At 75.3% G+C, this 19,653-nt stretch carries 19 protein-coding genes; 9 read left to right on the forward strand and 10 right to left on the reverse strand.

The annotated features are described in order from the left end of the window. Window positions 1-414, reverse strand: a complete 414-nt coding sequence (locus tag WJX68_RS03115) for a VOC family protein (RefSeq protein ID WP_340286028.1) — start codon at window positions 412-414, stop codon at window positions 1-3. Between the two features lie 147 nt (window positions 415-561). Here WJX68_RS03115 and WJX68_RS03120 point away from each other — a divergent pair, with 147 nt between their 5' ends. Further along, the gene (locus tag WJX68_RS03120; protein WP_340286029.1) at window positions 562-876 is read left to right on the forward strand and encodes a hypothetical protein; all 315 of its coding nucleotides are present in this window, start codon (window positions 562-564) and stop codon (window positions 874-876) included. Between the two features lie 8 nt (window positions 877-884). Here the strand turns inward: WJX68_RS03120 and secD are convergent, their stop codons facing one another. After that, on the reverse strand, window positions 885-3,185 hold the full coding sequence (gene secD, locus WJX68_RS03125; protein WP_340286030.1) for a protein translocase subunit SecD: 2,301 nt from the start codon (window positions 3,183-3,185) through the stop codon (window positions 885-887). Between the two features lie 100 nt (window positions 3,186-3,285). Beyond that, the gene (locus tag WJX68_RS03130) at window positions 3,286-3,669 is read right to left on the reverse strand and encodes a hypothetical protein (RefSeq protein WP_340286031.1); all 384 of its coding nucleotides are present in this window, start codon (window positions 3,667-3,669) and stop codon (window positions 3,286-3,288) included. Between the two features lie 154 nt (window positions 3,670-3,823). Here WJX68_RS03130 and htpG point away from each other — a divergent pair, with 154 nt between their 5' ends. Both htpG and WJX68_RS03140 read left to right on the forward strand, forming a co-directional pair. Next, window positions 3,824-5,683, forward strand: coding sequence for a molecular chaperone HtpG (htpG, locus tag WJX68_RS03135; protein WP_340286032.1), 1,860 nt, complete (start codon window positions 3,824-3,826; stop codon window positions 5,681-5,683). Window positions 5,684-5,746: 63 nt separating this feature from the next. Continuing rightward, window positions 5,747-6,769: an ABC transporter substrate-binding protein gene (locus WJX68_RS03140; protein ID WP_340286033.1), complete on the forward strand. Its 1,023-nt coding sequence runs from the start codon at window positions 5,747-5,749 to the stop codon at window positions 6,767-6,769. 93 nt (window positions 6,770-6,862) lie between these two features. On the opposite strand, the gene WJX68_RS03145 is transcribed toward WJX68_RS03140, so the two are convergent. The 3 genes from WJX68_RS03145 to WJX68_RS03155 form a co-directional block, all read right to left on the reverse strand. After that, window positions 6,863-7,480 (reverse strand): TetR/AcrR family transcriptional regulator, encoded by a 618-nt coding sequence (locus WJX68_RS03145; protein ID WP_340286034.1) that lies wholly within the window; start codon window positions 7,478-7,480, stop codon window positions 6,863-6,865. Between the two features lie 25 nt (window positions 7,481-7,505). Continuing rightward, window positions 7,506-8,681 (reverse strand): cytochrome P450, encoded by a 1,176-nt coding sequence (locus tag WJX68_RS03150; RefSeq protein WP_340286212.1) that lies wholly within the window; start codon window positions 8,679-8,681, stop codon window positions 7,506-7,508. Between the two features lie 119 nt (window positions 8,682-8,800). Next, entirely contained in the window at window positions 8,801-9,457 is a 657-nt protein-coding gene (locus WJX68_RS03155) for a GntR family transcriptional regulator (protein WP_340286035.1), read from the reverse strand. Between the two features lie 185 nt (window positions 9,458-9,642). Here WJX68_RS03155 and WJX68_RS03160 point away from each other — a divergent pair, with 185 nt between their 5' ends. From WJX68_RS03160 to WJX68_RS03185, 6 genes are all read left to right on the forward strand, one after another. Then, entirely contained in the window at window positions 9,643-11,340 is a 1,698-nt protein-coding gene (locus WJX68_RS03160) for an L-lactate permease (protein WP_340286036.1), read from the forward strand. A 38-nt stretch (window positions 11,341-11,378) separates the two neighbouring features. Next, entirely contained in the window at window positions 11,379-11,930 is a 552-nt protein-coding gene (locus tag WJX68_RS03165) for a GNAT family N-acetyltransferase (RefSeq protein ID WP_340286037.1), read from the forward strand. 94 nt (window positions 11,931-12,024) lie between these two features. Beyond that, window positions 12,025-12,699 (forward strand): HAD family hydrolase, encoded by a 675-nt coding sequence (locus WJX68_RS03170; RefSeq protein WP_340286038.1) that lies wholly within the window; start codon window positions 12,025-12,027, stop codon window positions 12,697-12,699. A gap of 51 nt (window positions 12,700-12,750) precedes the next feature. Continuing rightward, window positions 12,751-14,109: an MFS transporter gene (locus tag WJX68_RS03175; protein ID WP_340286039.1), complete on the forward strand. Its 1,359-nt coding sequence runs from the start codon at window positions 12,751-12,753 to the stop codon at window positions 14,107-14,109. 32 nt (window positions 14,110-14,141) lie between these two features. Then, window positions 14,142-14,501 carry a hypothetical protein gene (locus WJX68_RS03180; RefSeq protein WP_340286040.1) on the forward strand — a complete coding sequence of 120 codons (360 nt, stop codon included), beginning with the start codon at window positions 14,142-14,144 and terminating at the stop codon, window positions 14,499-14,501. After that, window positions 14,498-15,415, forward strand: a complete 918-nt coding sequence (locus tag WJX68_RS03185) for a pseudouridine-5'-phosphate glycosidase (RefSeq protein WP_340286041.1) — start codon at window positions 14,498-14,500, stop codon at window positions 15,413-15,415. The genes WJX68_RS03180 and WJX68_RS03185 overlap by 4 nt, the downstream gene beginning before the upstream one ends. Here the strand turns inward: WJX68_RS03185 and WJX68_RS03190 are convergent. From WJX68_RS03190 to WJX68_RS03205, 4 genes are all read right to left on the reverse strand, one after another. Beyond that, window positions 15,399-15,932 carry an NAD(P)H-dependent oxidoreductase gene (locus tag WJX68_RS03190; protein WP_340286042.1) on the reverse strand — a complete coding sequence of 178 codons (534 nt, stop codon included), beginning with the start codon at window positions 15,930-15,932 and terminating at the stop codon, window positions 15,399-15,401. The genes WJX68_RS03185 and WJX68_RS03190 overlap by 17 nt on opposite strands. Beyond that, complete coding sequence (locus tag WJX68_RS03195; RefSeq protein ID WP_340286043.1) at window positions 15,929-16,435, reverse strand: flavin reductase family protein; 507 nt, start codon at window positions 16,433-16,435, stop codon at window positions 15,929-15,931. Before WJX68_RS03195 ends, WJX68_RS03190 begins: the two co-directional genes overlap by 4 nt. Before the next feature lie 300 nt (window positions 16,436-16,735). Continuing rightward, a complete protein-coding gene (locus tag WJX68_RS03200; protein WP_340286044.1) occupies window positions 16,736-17,884 on the reverse strand; it encodes a sigma-70 family RNA polymerase sigma factor in 1,149 nt (382 codons plus the stop codon). A 188-nt stretch (window positions 17,885-18,072) separates the two neighbouring features. Next, on the reverse strand, window positions 18,073-19,431 hold the full coding sequence (locus tag WJX68_RS03205) for an alpha/beta fold hydrolase (RefSeq protein ID WP_340286045.1): 1,359 nt from the start codon (window positions 19,429-19,431) through the stop codon (window positions 18,073-18,075). Between the last annotated feature and the right edge of the window lie 222 nt (window positions 19,432-19,653).

A 19,653-nucleotide genomic window follows, 5' to 3' on the forward strand; every position in this document is an offset into this window, starting at 1 on the left:
TCAGCTGACGCAGAACTCGTTGCCCTCCGGGTCGGCGAGCGTCGTCGTGACCGGCCCGCGGTCCGTGGTCGTCCACAGCACCCGCGCGCCCAGCGCGACCAGGCGCTCCACCTCGCCGGGTGCGTCGGCGGCGCCGACCTGCAGGTCGAGGTGCACGCGGTTCTTCGCGGACTTCGGCTCACCGACGCGCTGCACGAACAGCCGCGGCCCGTCACCGCGTGCGGTGGCGACGTCGCGGAACGCGCGCCGGTCGCCGTCGACGACGGTCTCGCTCTCGTCGAGCCGTCCGGCGGCGACGAGGCTCCCGACGATCTCGGTGTGGTCCTCCACCTCGTAGCCCAGCGCCGCGGCCCAGAACCGGACGAGGGCGTGCGGGTCGGCGGCGTCGAAGGCGATCTGCAGAGTCGGGGTCACGGTCGGACATCCTGGCCCCCGACCAGGGCGCGCACCGTCCGCATTCGCGGGCCACGTCGCCGCCACGGGGGCGGCCGGACTCGCCGGAGCTGTCGGGGGTCCGGTGCAGCATGTGTCCCGACCCGCTCCCGCGCTCCGGAGGCCCCCGTGGACCAGCCCGCCGCCGACCCCGTCATGGACGAGCTCGCCGGCGCCGTCGAGGCGGGCGGCACCGGCGACCGGGCCGGGGCCCGCGCCCGGTTCGCCGCGCTGTGGGAACGGGTGGGCGACGGGTTCCTCCCGTCGCTGCACCTGAACCTGGCCGACGTGCACCGCCGCCTCGGCGAGGACGCGCGGGCGCGCCACCACCTCTCCCGGGCCCGGGAGAAGGCGGGGGCGCTGCCCGGCGACGGCTACGGCGCGATGATCCGCGCCGGGATCGAGCGCTGCGGGGCCCGGCTCGACGCCGGGGAGCGCACGTGAGCCCACCGTCAGACGACGGCGCCGTCTCCGGCCCGCCGCCGCGCGGTGCGCCGCGACGGCGTGCGGCGGTCCGCCTTGCCGACCGGCCGGCCCGCCCCCGACGAGCGCGGCGGCGGCCCGGACCAGCGCCGCTGCAGCAGGATCGACACCGGCCCGGCGACCGCGACCGTCGAGACCGTCCCGACCACGATGCCCACGATCAGCGCCAGCGCGAAGTCCGCGAGCGTCGCCCCGCCCAGGACCAGCAGCATCACCAGGATCGTCAGCGTCGAGATGCCGGTGTTGACCGTCCGCGGCAGCGTCGAGAGCACCGCCGCTCCGACCACGCGGTGGAACGGCAGGCCCGTGTTGCGCGCCCAGTGCTCGCGCACCCGGTCGAACACGACGACGGTGTCGTTGACCGAGTAGCCGATCACGGTCAACAGCGCGGCGAGGAACACGCCGTCGGCGGTGCGCCCGGTCCAGGCGAAGACCCCGACCACGACGAGCACGTTCGTGGCCAGCGCGGCGACCGCGCCGGCACCGAGCGTCCACCGGAACCGGTAGGCCAGGTACAGGAACTGGGCGCCCAGCGCGACGAGCAGCGCGACGAGACCGCCGCGGGCGAGCTCGGCGCCGAGGCTGGGGCCGATGAGCTCGTCGCGCAGCAGATCGGCGCCGCCGCCTGCCGCGCCGACGGCCTCGCGCAGCTGGGCGACCTGGGCGTCGGTGAGCTCCCCGGAGCGCAGCGCGATCGCGCCGTCGCCGGTCTCGGTGACGGTGATCCCGCCGATCCCGGTGCCGGCGACCGCGTCGCGGGCCTGCTCGACGCCGAGGGGTGCGGCCGTCGTGAACTCCACGAGCCGTCCGCCGGTGAACTCCACGCCCAGCTCCAGGCCGCGCACGAGGAGCCCGGTCACCATCACCACCACCACGAGCCCGGCGACGGCCAGCCAGCGACCCGGCCGGCGCAGGAACCCGGGGTCGCTCGCCTCCAGCCGCCGGCGCACCGGCCCGACCTCGGCGAGACCGGTGATCCGCGGCCGCCGCCGCACCGCGGGGATGCGCAGCATTGCGAGGGTCAGCAGCCGCGACAGCACGAGCGCGGAGAACAGCGACACCACCACGCCGATGACGAGCGTGACGCCGAACCCGCGGACCGGGCCGGACGCCAGCCCGAACAGCAGCACCGCGGCGAGCAGCGAGGTCACCGCGACGTCGCCGACCGCGGAGAGCGAGTTGCCGTAGCCCAGCTCCGAGGCGCGTTCCAGCCTCGGCCTGAGCGCGTACTCCTCGCGGGACCGTTCGGCGATGAGCACGTTCGCGTCGACGGCCATGCCGACGGCCAGGACGAACGCGGCGAGGCCGGGCAGGGTCAGCGTCGCCCCCAGCCCGGTCTGCACCGCGTAGGCGACGAGCGCGTACCCGCCGAGCGCGACGACGGCGACCAGCCCGACCAGCCGGTACACGACGACGAGGAACGCCCCCGCCAGCGCCGAGCCGATGACCGCGGCCCAGGCGGAGGCGGAGATCGCGTCGGCGCCCAGCGTCGGGCCGACCGTCCGCTGCTCGATGATCTCCACCGGCAGCGGCAGCGCGCCGCCCTCGATCAGGACCGCCAGCTCGGAGGCCTGCTCGGGGGAGAAGGTGCCGCTGATCTGGGTCGACCCGCCGACCTGGCCGACGGCGCAGGCGGTCTGCTCGGTGACCTGCGGCGAGGAGATGACCTGGTCGTCGAGGACGATGGCGATCCGCCGCTGCGGATCGCCGAAGGGGGCGCAGGCCGCCTGCCCGGTGAGGGACTGCCAGCGGGCGGGGCCCTCGCCGTCGAAGGCGATGGTGACGACGTGCCCCACGCCCTGCGGGTTGGGCGAGGACTGCGCGGAACCGACCATGTCCCCGGACAGCGCGGGCGGGCCCAGCTGCAGGGGCTGCCCCTGCTCGTCGGCGCCCGGGGTGCCCGCGGCCGGGTCCACGGCCCCGAGCACGGGATGGATGGTGAGCTGCGCGGTGCGGCCGAGGGTCGCGGCGGCCTCCGCCGGGTCGGTCAGCCCGGGGAGCTCGACGATGATCCGGTTCTCGCCGGAGCGGGCCAGGCTCGGCTCGGCGACACCGAGGCCGTCGACCCGGCCGCGCAGCACCTCGAGCACGCGGTCGGTGGCCTCGCCGTCGGCGGCGACCTCGGGGGTGTCGCGGGTCTCCAGCACGATCTGGGTGCCGCCGCGCAGGTCCAGGCCCAGGGTGGGTGCGGTGGTCAGCGCGACGACGGTGGACAGGACGAGCACGGCGAGCGCGATCAGCGCCCGCCAGAGCACGGGGCGGTGCGGCACAGGGGGTTCCTCGGCGGCAGGCGTCCCGGGCGGGACGCGGGGGTGCGGACGCGGCGGCCCGCGCCTGCTCCGCCGCGCGGGGGCGGGGGACGGGCGCGGGTCAGGCCCGCGGGGGAGCTCGCGACCCCGGCGGGACCGTGGCCCCGGGACCGGGGCGTTCCGGCTGCTCCCGGGTGGCGGCACGGGCGCCGCGCACCGGAGCGGGCACCGAGGCGGCGTCCAGGACCAGCGCGGCGAGGGCCGGTCCGGGTGGTCCGGGCGCCGCCGCGGCCGGGGCGTCGTCGTGCCCGGCGCGCCCGAGCTGAGCGGCGCGCGGTGCCTCGGCGGGTGTGAGGTCCTGACCGGCCGCCGCGGGCGGCGCGCCCGCCGTCGCCGTGGCGGTGGGTGCGGCACCGGCGACCCCGGCGGCCGGGGCGAGCACGGCGAGCAGCGACAGCAGCAGCACCGCGGCGAGGCGGCGGGCCGGGGCGCGGGTCGTGCTCACGAGGGTGATCCGTCCGGTTCGGGGGTTTCGTGCCCGACGGTACCGGTCGTGCTCGCCGCCGCGGCGGTGCAGGCCCCGGGCCCCGGCCGGGCGCGCCCACGCGTTCGGCAGAATCGCGGGCGCACCACGGAACACCTGCGAGAGGACGACGGACGTGAGCACGGAGACGATCGAGTTCCAGGCCGAGGCCCGGCAGCTGCTGCGGTTGATGATCCACTCGATCTACTCGAACAAGGACGTGTTCCTGCGCGAGCTGATCTCCAACGCCTCCGACGCGCTGGACAAGCTCCGCCTGGCCGCCTACCAGGACAAGGACCTGGGCGCCGACACCGGCGACCTGCACGTCGAGCTGGTCGCCGACGCCGGGGCCCGCACGCTGACCGTGCGCGACAACGGCATCGGCATGACCCGCGACGAGGTCGTCGACCTCATCGGGACCATCGCGCGCTCCGGCACCGCCGAGCTGCTCACCCGGCTGCGCGAGGCCGGGGACTCCGAGCACGCGCAGGAGCTGATCGGCCAGTTCGGTGTCGGCTTCTACTCCTCGTTCATGGTCGCCGACCGCGTCGAGCTGGTCACCCGCCGGGCCGGCACCACCGAGGGCGTGCACTGGAGCTCCGACGGCGAGGGCTCCTACACGATCGAGCCGGCCGCCGACGCCCCGCAGGGGACGAGCGTCACGCTGCACCTGAAGGCCTCCGACGCCGAGGACCAGATGCACGACTACGCCGACCCGGGCGTGCTGCGGCGCATCGTGAAGACCTACTCCGACTTCATCACCTGGCCGGTGCGCCTGGCCGGCGGCGAGGGCGACCCGGAGACGCTCAACTCGATGAAGGCGCTCTGGGCGCGCCCGCAGAAGGACGTGTCCGACGAGGAGTACGCCGAGTTCTACCGCCACGTCGCGCACGACTGGCAGGAGCCGCTGGAGACGATCCGGCTCGCCGCCGAGGGGACCTTCGAGTACCAGGCGCTGCTGTTCCTGCCGAAGGTCGCGCCGATGGACCTCCACATGCGCGACGCCCGTCGCGGCGTGCAGCTCTACGTGCGGCGCGTGTTCATCATGGACGACTGCGAGGCACTCGTCCCGGAGTACCTGCGCTTCGTCAAGGGCGTCGTCGACGCCGCGGACCTGTCGCTGAACGTGTCGCGCGAGATCCTGCAGCAGGACCGCCAGATCTCCGCGATCCGCCGTCGTCTCGTCCGGAAGGTCCTGTCGGTCGTCGGCGGCCTGCGGGAGAACGAGCCGGAGAAGTACGCGACGTTCTGGGAGCAGTGCGGCCGCGCGCTCAAGGAGGGGCTGCTCTCCGACCCGGACAACCGCGAGACGATCCTGGGCGTCGCGAGCTTCGCGACCACCCACGGCGACGAGCCCACCGGCCTCGCCGACTACGTCGCGCGGATGCCCGAGGGCCAGGACGCGGTCTACTACATGACCGGCGACTCCCGCTCGGCGGTCGAGTCCTCGCCGCACATGGAGGCCTTCCGCGCCAAGGGCTACGAGGTCCTGGTCCTCACCGACCCGGTCGACGAGGTGTGGGTCGACGCCGTCGAGGGCTTCGAGGGCACCCCGCTGCGCTCGATCGCCAAGGGCCAGGTCGACCTGCAGAGCGACGAGGAGAAGGAGCAGGCCGCCGCCCGGCAGGAGGAGTTCGCCGAGCTGTGCACCTGGATGGCCGAGGTGCTCACCGAGGACGTCAAGGAGGTCCGGCTGTCCTCGCGGCTCACCACCTCACCGGCGGTGCTGGTCGGCGACGAGCACGACATGACCCCCACCCTGGAGAAGATGTACCGGGCGATGGGGCAGGAGCCGCCGAAGGTCAAGCGGATCCTGGAGCTGAACCCGTCGCACCCGCTGGTCGCCGGCCTGCGCGACGCCCGCGCGGCCGGCCGGGACGAGAGCGGGACCGTGGAGCTGCTGCACGGCATGGCGCTGCTCGCCGAGGGCGGCGAGCTGACCGACCCGTCTCGGTTCGTCGGGCTCCTGGCGTCGCGTCTGGAGCGGGCGCTCTGACCCCCGCGAGACGTGGGTCGCACACCTGAACAGTTGAGCAAGTATAACGGCTAGGCTGCCCCGGTGATCGGGAACCCGCGCCGCTGGGCGCCGCTGCTCGCCGGGCTCGTCCTCCTCGCCGGGTGCGGCGCCCCCGCGGCCGCCCCGGCCGCGGAGCCCGGTGACGGCGCCGTCGTCAACTGCGGGCTGGCGGTGCCCCTGCAGCGCCCCGAGCGGGTGGTCGCGATGTTCCAGAACGGCATCGAGGCCGTCCTCGCGCTGGGGGCGGGGGACCGGCTGGTCGGCGCCGCGTACCTGGACAACCCGCTGCCGCCGCAGCTGGACGCGCAGTTCCGGCCCGCGAGCTACTGGCCCGAGGAGTACCCGTCGCGCGAGGAGGTGCTGCGGGTCGCGCCGGACCTCGTCGTCTCCGGGTTCACCGGCGCGTTCACCCGCGAGGGGCTGGGCACCCGCGCCGAGCTGGGGGCCGCCGGCGCGCGCACGTTCCTGTTCAGCGCCTACTGCCCGACCTCCGACGGCGGCGGGCAGGGCGCGCTGGCCGACAACGACGTGACCTTCGCCGGGGTCGAGCGCGACCTCACCGACCTGGGACGGGTGCTCGGCGCGCCGGACCGGGCGGCCGCCGTCGTCGCCGGGATGCGCTCCACCCTCGACGACGTCGCGGCCCGGCTGCGGGGCGTGACCGAGCGGCCGCGGGTGGCGATGCTCAACTCTCCCGGCAGCACCGGCGAGCTACGGGTCTTCGGCACCGGCGACGTCGCGACGACGATCATCGAGGCCGCCGGCGGGCGGCAGGCGTTCGACACGGTCGCGGGGCGGCAGCGCACCGTGTCGCTGGAGGGGATCGTCGCGGCCCGGCCGGACGTGATCGTCGTCCCGGCCTGCTGCGGCCGCGACGTCGGCCCGGAGGCGGCGGCGCCGCTGGTCGCCCGGCTGCGCGCGGAGCCGGCGCTCGCCGCGGTCCCGGCGGTGCGCGACGGCCGGGTGTTCACCACCACGTTCGCCGAGGTCAGCCCGGGCATCCGCAACGCCGACGCGGTCGCGGCGCTGGCCCGGCGCCTGCACCCGGAGCGGTTCGGCGGCTGAGCCGGCCGTGGTGCGGATCCGCCCGGCGCCGTTGCCGAGCGGACGACGACGACCGTAGCCGGTCGGTGGCCGGGAGGACAGCCGCCCCGGCGATCAGTCCTCCGAGGACGGCGGCAGCGGCGGGTGACCGGGGCGCAGGCCGTCGAGCAGCAGCGCCAGGAACCGCGCCCGGTCCTCACCGGACGCCGACCCCGGCGCGTCGGACCCCTCGGCGACGGCCAGCGCCATGACCAGCACCGCCGACAGGTCCCGCGGGGTCAGCTCGGGGCGGACCGCGCCCGCCTCGCGCGCCCGCTCCAGCAGCCGGGCCAGGGTGGCGCCGTAGCGCTGGACCGACTCGACGTCGAAGGCGCCGGCCTCGCGGGCCAGCTGCAGGATCGTGCGGCGCCCGGCGATGGCGTCCACCGCGCGGCCCAGCGACCCCGCCAGGTCGGCCCAGGGGTCGCCGTCGCCCGCGGCGGCGGTCGGCTCGATCTCGGCGCTGAACACGTCCTCCAGCACCGCGCGGACCAGCACGTCGCGGGTGCGGAAGCGCCGGTAGAGCGTCGCGACGCCGACGCCGGCCCGGCGCGCGATCTCCTCCAGCGGCACGTCGGCGCCGTCGGACTCGAACGCCGCGGCGGCCGTCTCGACGATCCGGCGGTGGTTGCGCGCGGCGTCGGCGCGCAACGGCCGGCCGGGCGGGGCGCCGTCGGTCAGCGGTGCGGTCATCACAGCACGGTAGCGCCCGCCCGGATCACCAGGTCACCGGCAGCGTGTGCATGCCGTAGACGAAGTGGTACGCCCGGAACGCCGTCGGCGGCACCGGCCCGGCCGGGGCGAGCGTCGGGAAGCGGCGCAGCAGCGCGGGGAACGCCGTCACCATCTCCATCCGCGCCAGCGGTGCGCCCAGGCAGTGGTGCACGCCGTGCCCGAACGCGACGTGCCCGGCCGCGCCGCGGGTCAGGTCGAGCCGCTGCGGGTCGTCCAGCCCGGTGGCGGTGTCGCGGTTCGCGCTCGGCAGCGAGCACACCACCAGCGAGCCCTCCGGCAGCGGGGTGCCGCGCAGCTCGGTGTCGGTGGTCGTCACCCGCACCACCCCGGTGTGCACGATCGTCAGCCACCGCAGCAGCTCCTCGACCGCGGGCCGCGCGAGCTCGGGGTCGCGGCGCAGCAGCTCGGCCTGGTCCGGGGCCTCCATCAGCGCGAGGGTGCCCAGCGCCAGCATGTTCGACGTGGTCTCGTGCCCGGCGATGAGCAGCAGCGACGCGATGCCCACCAGCTCGTCGTGGCTGATCTCGGTGCCGTGCTCGCGCAGCAGCATGCCGATGATGTCCTCGCCGGGCTCGGCGGCCGCGGCGTCGACCAGCCGGGTCATGTACGCCCGGTTCTCCCGCACGACGGCCGCGCGCTCGGCGGCGGGCAGCGACACGTCGAGCAGCCGGGTCGAGCGGGCGGTGAACTCGTCGCGGTCGGCCCAGGGCACCCCGAGCAGCTCGCAGATGACCATCGACGGCACCGGCAGGGCGAACTCGGCGACGAGGTCGGCGCCCGGGCCGGCCTTCTCCAGCGCGTCGAGGTGGCTCTCGACGATCTCGGTGATCCGCGGCTCCAGGCGCGCCATCCGGCGCTGGGTGAACTCGCGGGTCAGGTAGCGGCGCAGCCGGGTGTGCTCGGGCGGGTCCTGGGCGAGCAGCTGCCCGGCGCGCAGCCGGGCCAGCTCCTCCTCGGAGAGCTCGTCGCCCTCCGGGCGGCGCAGCGCGGTGCCCGCGGCGTTGGAGAAGACCGCGGCGTCGCCGAGGACGTGGCGGACGTCGTCGTAGCGGGTGACGAGGTGGGCGTCGGCGCCGAAGGCCGTCCGGACCCGCGGGATCTCGCCGGACTCGCGGATGCGGTCCAGCTCGGGGTCGGGCAGGAACCGGTCGCGGCGCATGTGCAGCGGCAGCGTGAACTCGGCGGGCTCGGTGGTGGGCGCGGCGGTGTCGGTCACGGCGTCCACGGTAGCGCCGTAAACGGAGGTGCGCTCTCGTTTCGAGCGGGATGCCCGGAGGGTCAGGAATCCTCGGCGTAGACGGCGAGGATGCGGTCGCGCGCGCCGGTGATGTGCGCGGTGAGCTCGCCCGAGGCGCGCCCGGCGTCGCCCTCCTCGACGGCGGCCAGCACCGCCGCGTGCTCGGCCGCCAGCCGGGTCCGGTCGAGCCGCCCCAGCACCTGCACGCGGGCCACGCAGAGGTGGAACTCGGCCATCAGCGAGGCGTACATCCGCGACAGCCGCGGGCTGCCCGCGGCGTCGACCAGGGCCTGGTGGAACGCGACGTCGGCCTCCACGACGGCCGAGACGTCGCCCCGGCCGAACGCGAGGTCGAACCGCCCCAGCGCGATCCGGGCGTCGTCGGGGACCCGGCCGTGCCCGGCGACGACCTCGATCGCGGCCCGCTCGAGCAGGATGCGGGAGAAGTAGACGTCGGAGACCTCGGCGAGGGTCAGTACGGGGACCCGCGCGGTCCGGTTCGCCTGGCGGCGCAGCAGGCCGTCGAACACCAGGCGCTCGACGGCGGCCTTGGCGGTCGGCCGCGCGACGGCGAACTCCTCGGCGACCAGCTTCTCGGTCACCGCGGCGCCGGCGGCGAGGTCCCCGCGCAGGATGCGCTCGCGCAGCGCCCGGGTGACGGCGTCGACGAGCGAGCGCACCTCGAGGTCGGTGGTCATCGTCGTCCTCCTGGACCGGCAGCGTCGTCAGTACACAGTATTCACGCCAGACAAGGCAACTTGTCTGACAAACACACTTGACTGTCGGCAGTCCGTCCCGTTCACTCTCCTGGGTCCGGTTCGTGGCGCAACCACACGGTGCGACCGGCCCTCCCGATCACCGTCGATCCCTCCGCGGAGTGCTCATGTTCCAGCAGTCGCTCGAGCCGCTCGGGAGCCTCTGGCTCTCCGCGCTGGTGGCCCTGCTCCCGCTCGTCACCATCTTCGTGACCCTCGGTGCCCTGCGCTGGAAGGCGCACTGGGCCGGTCTGTCCGCGCTCGCCGTCTCGATCGTCGTCGCGGTCGCCGCGTTCGGGATGCCGGTGCACCTGGCGCTGCTCTCGGCCACCGAGGGCGCCGTGTTCGGCCTGTTCCCGATCATGTGGATCGTCTTCACCGCGATCTGGCTCTACCAGCTCACGGTGGCCGCGGGCCGCTTCGAGGACCTGCGGGCCGCCTTCCAGCTGATCTCCGACGACCCCCGCGTGCAGGCGATCATCATCGCGTTCTGCTTCGGCGGTCTGCTGGAGGCGCTGGCCGGCTTCGGCGCCCCGGTCGCGATCACCGGCGTCATGCTGATGGCGCTGGGCTTCTCCCCGGTGCGCGCCGCCGTCGTCGTTCTGCTGGCCAACACCGCGCCGGTCGCGTTCGGCGCCGTCGGCACCCCGATCATCACCGCGGGCACCCTGACCGGCATCCCCTACGCCGAGATCGGCGCCGTGGTCGGTCACCAGACCCCGGTGCTGGCGTTCATCGTGCCGACCCTGCTCGTGCTGCTCGTGGACGGCGTCCGGGGCGTCAAGCAGGTCTGGCCGGTCGCGGTCGTCATCGGCCTGGCCTTCGCCGTCGCCCAGTGGCTCGCCGCCACCTACCTGTCGGTCGAGCTCACCGACATCGTCGCCTCGCTGGTCGGCCTGGCCGCCGGTGTGGTCATGCTCCGCTTCTGGCAGCCCCGCGGCGGGGCCGAGGCGATGGACAAGCTGCGCATCGAGCGCACCGAGGACGCGCCCACCACCGGCCCCGGCGGCGACGGCGGCGGGTCGCTCGCGACCGAGCAGCGCACGCTGACCGAGCGCGCGCAGGCGCTGACCACCGGCCGGCTGCTGATGGCGTTCGCGCCCTACCTGCTGATCATCGTGGTGTTCTCGGTGGCGAAGCTGGTCACCCCGGTGTCGTCGTTCCTGTCCGGCACCGACGTCAAGATCGGCTGGCCCGGCCTGAGCGGCGAGGTGCTCGACTCGGCCGGCAAGGCGGTGTCGACCACGACGTACAACTTCCAGTGGCTGTCCTCGCCCGGCTCGCTGCTGCTGATCTCCGGCATCGCCGTCGCCGTGCTGTACCGGGTCACCCCCGCGACCGCGGTCCGGGAGTTCACCGGGACCGCCTACCGGATGCGCTTCGCCTTCCTCACCGTCGCCACCGTCCTCGCGCTGGCCTACGTGATGAACCTGTCCGGGCAGACGATCTCCATCGGCACCTGGATCGCCGGGACCGGCGCGGCGTTCGCGTTCCTCTCGCCGATCCTGGGCTGGCTGGGCACCGCCGTCACCGGGTCGGACACCTCGGCCAACGCGCTGTTCGCGACCCTGCAGCAGACCGCGGCCGAGCAGGCCGGGCTCGATCCGCACCTGATGGTCGCCGCGAACACCTCCGGCGGCGTCGTCGGCAAGATGATCAGCCCGCAGAACCTGACGATCGCCGCCACCGCGGTCGGGATCGCCGGGCGCGAGTCGGAGCTGTTCCGCCGGACCGTGCTGTGGAGCATCGGGCTGCTGCTCGTGCTGTGCCTGCTGGTCCTGCTGCAGTCCACGCCGGTCCTCGGGTGGATGCTCCCGACGTTCTGACGGGGCGGAGCGGGGTGCACTCGGGAAGGATCTCCCGGGTGCACCTCACCGTCCTGCCCACCGCCGACCTCGGACCGGACGGGCTGCGCGCGCTGCGCGCCCTGCTCGACAGTGCCTTCGCCGGGGACGACCCGGACGGGGCGGGCGCCTTCGACGACGCGTCGTTCGACCACGCCCTCGGCGGCGTGCACGTGCTCGCCGGACCGCCCGGCGCCCCGGTCGGGCACGCCGCCGTCGTCGGGCGCCGGGTGCTGCACGGCGGGGTCGCGCTGCGCACCGGCTACGTCGAGGCCGTCGCCGTGGACCCCGCGCGGCGGGGCGACGGGCTCGGCGGGGCGCTCGTGGCCGCCGTCGGACGGATCGTGCGCGGCGGATACCGGCTCGGTGCGCTCGGTGCGGGCCCGCGCGCGGCCCGGCTCTACCGCAGGCACGGCTGGGAGCCCTGGACCGGCCCGCTGGCGGCGCTCACCCCGGACGGCGTGCGCGACACCCCCGACGAGCGCGGCGCGGTGCACGTCCTGCGGGTCGACGCCCCGCTCGACCCCGGCCGCGCACTGGTCTGCGACTGGCGCGACGGCGAGCTCTGGTGACCGGCACGGCCCGCCCCCGGAGTGACGCGGCCGGTTCACCCGGACGTCAGACGGACGTCGGGTGATCGCAACCCGCGGCCAGTGGAGTTCCCTCGTGCAACTGGCGGTCCTGGATCTCGCGGGTACGACCATGGCCGACGACGGCCTCGTGCTGGCCGGGCTGCGTGCCGGCCTGCGCGCCGCCGGGGTCCGCGTCGGCGGCCCGTCCTACCCCGCGCTGGACCGCCAGGCCCGCGCCACCATGGACCGGCCGGTGATGACGGTGCTGGGCGAGCTGCTCGACGGCGACATGTACCGCGCCCGCCGCGCGCACGGCGCGTTCGCCGAGCACCTGCACGCCGCGCTCGACGCCGGCCGGGTCCGGCCCGTCCCGGGCGCCTGCGAGACGCTCGACGCGCTCCGCGACGCCGGCCTGTCCGTGGCGCTGACCTGCGGGTTCGATCCCGAGCTGCGTGACCGCCTCGTCACCGCGCTCGGCTTCGACGGCCGCGCCGACCTCGTGCTGTCCCCGGCCGACGTCGACGGCCGGGGCCTGCCCGAGCCGGACCTGCTGCACGCCGCCGCGCGCCGGGCCGGCACCGAGGCGTCGCAGGTGGCCGTGACCGGGGACGCCACCGCCGACATCGACGCCGCCGTCCGCGCGGGCGCCGGGCTGGCCGTCGGGGTGCGCGGCGGGGCGCACGGCGAGCCGCGGCTGCGGGCCGCCGGGGCCGACGCCGTCATCGACTCGGTCGCCGACCTGCCCGCCCTGCTCGGTCTCCCCAGCTGACCCCGCGGGGCGTAGCGTCCGGCCGACGATCATGACGAGGGGAGCGGCCCGGTGGCCCGACGCACGGTGGCGGTGGCGTCCCTGGGGACGACGCTGGCCCTGATCTCCTACACCGCGCCGCTGGCGACGCTGGCCCCGATCGCGGCGGACCTGGGGTCCTCACCGTCGGGGCGCTCGTGGATCCTCAGCTCGATGAGCCTCGGGCTCACGGCGGTGCTGCTCACCGCGGGGACCCTGGCCGACCGGCTGGGGCGGCGCGCGGTGTTCGTCGCCGGGGCGGTGGTGCTGGCGCTGGCCTCGGCGGGCGGGGCGCTGGCGACCGGCACCGCGGGCTTCGTGGCCGGGCGGGTCGGGCAGGGGGTCGGGGCGGCCGCCGTCGTCGCGTGCAGCCTGGCGCTGATCGGGCACGCGCTGCCGCCGGGACCGCGCCGCTCGGCCGCCACCGGCCTGTGGGGCGCCGCGCTGGCGGCCGGCATCGCCGTCGGGCCGCTGCTCGCCGGGGTGCTGCCGTGGCGGGCGCTCTACCTGCTCGTCGCGGTGGCCGGGCTGGCGCTGGCCGTGGCCGGGCGGACGCTGCTCACCGAGTCCACCGCCGGGGCCCCGCGTCCGGTCGACGCCGGCGGGATGGTCCTGCTCGCGGCCGGGCTCTCGGTGCTGCTCGCCGGCCTCACCGAGGCGCGACGCCTGCCCGTCACCACCGCGACGGTGGTGCTGCTGGTGGTGGGCGCGCTGCTGCTCGCCGGGTTCGTCGTCGTCCAGTTCCGGTCGCGGCACCCGATGGCGGGCCCGCAGCTGTTCCGCCACCCCGGTCTCGTCGCGGCGACCGTCGCCAGCCTCGCGACCGGGCTCGGGATCATCTCGCTCAGCTCCTACCTGCCCGCGCTGCTCGCCCCGGTGCACGGCACCGACCCGGCCGCGGCCGCGCTGCTGCTGCTCGGCTGGTCGGGCACCAGCATCGTCACGGCCCTGCTCACCCGCCGGATCAGCGAGCGCGTCACCGGCGGCGTGCGCCTCGGGGCGGGCCTGCTGGTCATGGCGGCCGGGCAGCTCGGGCTGCTGGGCGCCGGGTCGGGCACCGGCGTCGTGCTCGCCTCGCTGGTCGTCGTCGGGGCCGGGACGGGCGTCGTCAACGCCACCCTGGGCCGCGAGGCGGTCGCCTCGGTGCCCCCGGACCGGGCGGGCACCGGCAGCGGCATCAACAACACCGCCCGCTACCTGGGCGCGGCGATCGGGGTGACCGTCACCTCCGTGCTGACCTCGCCGTCCGGGGACGAGCCGGTGCCGGCGCTGCTGGCCGGGTGGCACGTCGCCGTCGTCGTCGCGACCGGGTTCACGGCGGCGGGTGCGGCGGTGGCGCTGGCCTGCGCCCGGGCGGCGGCCCGCACCCCCGCCCCGGCCCCGCGGGGTTGACGCCCCGCACGGGGCGGAGCAGCGTGCCCACCGTGACGACGGTGCTGGTGATCGGCTTCGACCCGCGCGCGTTCACCGGCCACGACCCGGGCCCGGTGCTGGACGGACTCGCGCACAGCCGGGCCCGCTTCCGCGAGCTCGGCATCGACGCCCGCGAGGTGCTCGTCGACCCGGCGGACGCGCCGCGGGAGGCGATCGCCGCCGCGCTGCGCGCCGACCGCTACGACTGCGTGCTGGTCGGCGGCGGGCTGCGCCACTCCGACGAGTACCTGGTCCTGTTCGAGGACGTCGTGAACCTGGTGCACCGGCACGCGCCGGACGCGGAGATCGCCTTCAACGCCACGCCCGCCACCTGCGCCGAGGCCGTGCTCCGGCGCGTGGGGCCGCGGTGAGGCTCGGCGCCGGTGTCGCGGCGGCGCTGGCCGCCGGGCACCCGGTCCTGGCCTGCGAGTCGACCATCCTCACCCACGGACTGCCCGCGCCGCGCAACCTCGCCGTCGCCGCGGAGGCCGAGGACCTCGTGCGCTCGCTCGGGGTGGTCCCCGCGACGGTCGGGGTGCTCGACGGCGAGGTCGTCGTCGGCCTGTCCGGCCCGGAGCTGGAGCGCCTGGCGGGCGCGCCGGGGAGGGTGAAGCTGTCCGCCCGCGACCTGCCGGTGGCCGTCGCGACCGGCGCCACCGGCGGGACGACGGTGGCCGCGACCGCGCACCTGGCGCACCGCGCCGGCATCGCGGTCTTCGCCACCGGCGGGCTCGGCGGGGTGCACCGCGGCGCCGCCACCACCTTCGACGAGTCCGCCGACCTGCCCGCGCTGGCGTCGCTGCCGGTCGTGGTGGTCAGCGCCGGGGTGAAGTCGGTGCTCGACGTGGCGGCCACCCTGGAGCGGCTGGAGACGCTCGGCGTGTCCGTCGCCGGGTACCGCACGCACGCCTTCCCCGGGTTCTACGTGGCCGACTCCGGGCACCGCGTCGGGCAGCGGGTCGAGTCCCCGCAGCAGGTCGCCGCGGCCTGGCGGGCGGCCCGCGCGCTCGGGCTGCCCGGCGCCCTGGTCGTCGCGAACCCGGTGCCCCGCGACGAGCAGCTCCCGCCCGCCGAGCACGACGCCGCACTGGCCGACGCCCTCGCCGCACTGGACGCGGCCGGCATCGGCGGCCAGGACGCGACCCCGTTCCTGCTGCAGCGGGTCCGCGACGCGACCGGCGACCGCAGCCTGGAGGTCAACGTCGCGGTCTACCGCAACAACCTGACCCTGGGCGCCCGGATCGCGGCCGAGCTGGCCGCGGACCCGGTCACACCACCGGGGTGATCGCCCGCAGCGCCTCGGACGACCGCACGGCCGCGGTGAGGTCGGCCAGCGCCCGTCCGTGCGCCGCGGCCAGCGCGGCGGAGTCCTCGGTGAGGGTGCCGCGGTCGACGTAGCCGGAGTGGTCCAGGTAGAGCCCGGGGGACAGGACCTGCACGGCGAAGAACCCGGCCAGCACCGAGCGCAGCCCGTCGACGGCCAGGAAGTGGTGCCCGCTGGCGCCGGTCAGCACGACGGCCGCCGCCGTGCCCTGCAGCGGCGCGGTCTTCTCGCCCCACCGGCCGCGCTCGGTGGCCTCCAGCAGCGCGCGCAGCGACGCCGTGTGCCCGGCCCGGTAGACGGGGCTGCCGAACACGACCGCGTCGGCGTCGGCGAAGGCCGCGGTGACCTCGGGGAACGGGGTCTGCGACAGCTCGATCAGGTCGGTGTCCGCGCCGGTCCCGGCCAGGACGCCCGCGACGGCGGCGGCGGTGCGGCCCCCGGGCTCCGGCCCGGCGACGACACCGATGATGCGGCTCACCGCGCGGCCCGCGGGGTGAGGGCGTAGCCGCCGCGGTGGAACAGCAGCGGCAGGCCGTGCGGGTCGGCGCCCAGCGCCGCCACCCGGGCCGCGACGATCGTGTGGTCGCCGCCGTCGTACTCGTTCCACAGGGTGCAGTCGACCCAGGCGCCGACGCCGTCGAGGACGGGGGAGCCCGACGGCGACGGGCTCCACGACACCCCGGCGAACTTGTCGACGCCGGAGCGGGCGAACCCGGCGCTGTGGTGCTCGTGGTCGGCGGCGAGCACGTTCACGCAGAACGTGCCGACCTCACGGATCCGTGGCCAGGTGGAGGACCCCCGGGACGGGGCGAAGCTCACCAGCGGCGGGTCCAGCGACAACGAGGCGAAGGACTGGCAGGTGAACCCGATCGGCCCGTCCGGCCCGACGGCGGTGACGACGACGACCCCGGAGGCGAAGGCTCCGAGCGCGTCGCGCATGGCGTCCGGTGTCACCGGTACGGCGGAGTGCGAGCGGGACATGCCCCGACCCTAGGCGGGCGGGGCCGCCCCGGCCAACGATCACCGGCCCCCGATCCCGTGCCGCGCGACACCGGCGCCGGGTGCCCGGACGTCCGTGGCGGGCGCCACGCACGGATCCGCCGTCCGGTGGCCGTGTCGCCGTGACCCGCGCGGAATCGATCCGGTAGAACTCCCCGTGCCGTGCACCCCGAACTCGTGGGGAGCCCCGGGGTGCGCAGAGACGGCGACGGCCGTGCGGAGCTGGTGCCCCGCACGGCCGTCGTCGTGGTGGACGTCGTCGCGCCGGTCGTCCCCGCAGGGTCAGCTGGCGTAGGCGCGCAGCTTCTCGGCGCGCTCGCCGGCCCGCAGCTTCGACATGACCTCGCGCTCGATCTGGCGCACCCGCTCACGGGAGAGCTTGAACGCCTTCCCGATCTGGTCGAGCGTGTGCGGCTGACCGTCGTCGAGACCGAAGCGCATCCGGATCACCCGCTGCTCGCGGTCCTCCAGGGTGGCCAGCACCCGGCGGAGGTCGTCGTGCAGCAGGCTCGAGATCACGGTGTTCTCGGCGTCGGTCGCCTCGGCGTCCTCGATGAAGTCGCCGAGCGGCGCCTCCTCCTCGGACCCGACCGGCATGTCCAGGCTCACCGGGTCGCGGGCGTGGTCGAGCAGGTCGGAGATCTTGTGCTCCGGGATGCCCGACTCGGCCGACAGCTCGGCGTCGCTGGGCTCACGGCCCTGGCGCTGGTGCATGTCCCGCTTGATCCGGGCCAGCTTGTTCACCTGCTCGACCAGGTGGACGGGCAGCCGGATCGTGCGGGCCTGGTCGGCCATGCCGCGGGTGATCGCCTGGCGGATCCACCAGGTCGCGTAGGTCGAGAACTTGAAGCCCTTGGTGTAGTCGAACTTCTCGACCGCGCGGATCAGGCCCAGGTTGCCCTCCTGGATCAGGTCCAGCAGCGGCATCCCGCGCCCGGTGTAGCGCTTGGCCAGGCTCACCACGAGGCGCAGGTTCGCCTCGAGCAGGTGGTTCTTGGCCAGCGCGCCGTCCCGGACGACCGCGCGCAGGTCACGGCGGTACTGCGGGTCGAGCCCGTCCAGCGTGCCGTCGGCGGCCGCGGTGTCCAGGCGGTGCTGGGCGAACACGCCGGCCTCGATCCGGCGGGCCAGCTCGACCTCCTGCGCCGCGGTGAGCAGCGCGGTCTTGCCGATGCCGTTGAGGTAGACGCGCACGAGGTCGGCGGCGGGGCTCTGGGCGTCGAGATCCTCGGCCACGGCGGCTGCGGCACCCGGTACGGTGGTCTCCAGGGCGGTGCCGGCCTGGTCGGCGGTGCGGCGGCGGGAGCTGCGCGCGACCTTCGGGGCGGTCCGCTTCGCACCGGACGAGGGCACGGTGGCGTGAGCGGGGGCCTCGGTCGTGCGGCGCGGGCCGGGTACGGCCGGAGCGGTCGTGGTCACCGTCATGTGCAATTCCTCCCCTGCTCGGGCCGCGGCGGGCGACTGGATGGGACTCGCCGCGTGCCCTGTACGGAGTCAACGCATCCGTTCCGGGGATCGTTCCCGCGCCACGGCCCCGCAGGTAGGGAAAAGTGCCTGCGGGGCCGTGTCGTCGGTCACATGCAGTTGCGGTTCTCTCAGGCTGCTCTTAGAGAGCCCGGTCAGGGCGCGGGCACCCGCGGGGTGTCGCGCGGGTCGGACACGGCGCGCACGCTGCTGCGGCGGCGCGACGCCTTGCCCGCCCCGGTGTCCGTGCGCTTCGGCACGGAGTGGCCGTAGACGGTCTCCATCAGGACCGGCCAGTCGTGGCGCAGCGCGTCACGGCCCATGAACAGGCCGAGGTGGCCCGCGGTCGCCGTCCGGTAGGTGACGTCCGCGGCCGGGGTGCTCACCTTCTCCGCCGCCGCGAACAGCTGCGGGGCGGGCGTGATGTGGTCCGCCGAGCCCGCGAGCAGCAGCAGCGGGCAGTCGATCGCGGCCATGTCCACGGTCCGGCCGTCCACGGTGAGCGTGCCCTTGATCAGGCGGTTCTTCCAGAACAGGTTCTCCACCAGCCACAGGTAGAACGCGCCGGGGATGTCCTGGGTGTACTTGAACCAGTCCTCGAAGACCCGGTAGCGCTCCACGTGGGTCGGGTCGTCGATGTTCTCCAGCAGCTGCAGCTGGCGCGAGATCTCCGACTGCGGCTGGATCGAGATGAAGTTCGACAGCACCGCCGAGCCGGGCATGTTGCCCCCGCCCGCGGCCACGAGGGCCTTGTACGGCGCCATCCCCATCGTCCCGGCCATCAGGCGGGTGGAGGCGGCGATCACCGACTCGCCGGCGTGGAAGTCGATCGGCGCACCGGCCAGGGTCAGGGTGTTGACCCGGTCCGGGTGCAGCGCCGCGTAGATGGTGGCCAGCCAGCCGCCCTGGCAGTCGCCGACGAGGTTGGCCCGCCCGCCCATGCGCCGGATGGACCGGTCGATCACCTCGAGGTAGTCGGTGATCGTGACACCGCGGGTCGCCGTCGTGGCCGGACGCCAGTCCAGCGCGTACACCCTGGTCAGCCCCGCGGCCCGGATCATCGCGATCTGGCTCTGCTGGGGGGAGTAGTCCACGACGGTCGAGGAGTGCCCGGCCTGCGGGGGCAGCACGAGCGTGGGGACGACGTCGTCGTCGCGGTGCTCGGCGGCGGTGAAGTCGCGCAGCACCGCGAACGGCGTCGAGAGCACGGCCTCGTTCGGCAGGTGCCAGGTGGGCTCGCGCCGGTCGGCCATCGCCGAGATCCAGAGCAGCCCGCGCCGGGCGGCGTCGCCGGGGCGCGCGATGCGCTGCACGGCGTCGATCCAGTAGGCCCCGGTGGCGCGGCCGACCTCGGCCACCACCTTGGTGAGGTTGCGGGTGTTGTACGAGACCAGGTACCGGAGCGGGTCCGGACGGTCGTCGGTGCCGGCGGCGGGGGTCGCCGGCGCGTCGGGCAGGGCACGCGGTCCGTGCTCCCGCGACGGTGCGGACCGTCGGGTGATCGCCGTGCTCATGGGCCTCTCCCATCAACTCTGATGACCGGGGGCTATCCGGGTTACCGAACGGTAAAACGTGTTCGGTATGTCAAGCAAGCGCTGGCCTACTCCGGAGTAGTGCTTGCTTCACTTAGCGCAGGTGAGGGGCCTTACAGCCGTCAGAGGCTGCCTACCCGTGAGTACCCAGTCACCATGTGTCCACCCGTCGCGTCACCCGTCATCCCGGGTGCGCGCCGAACA

Source organism: Pseudonocardia spirodelae (assembly GCF_037727765.1).
GTDB lineage: Bacteria > Actinomycetota > Actinomycetes > Mycobacteriales > Pseudonocardiaceae > Pseudonocardia > Pseudonocardia spirodelae.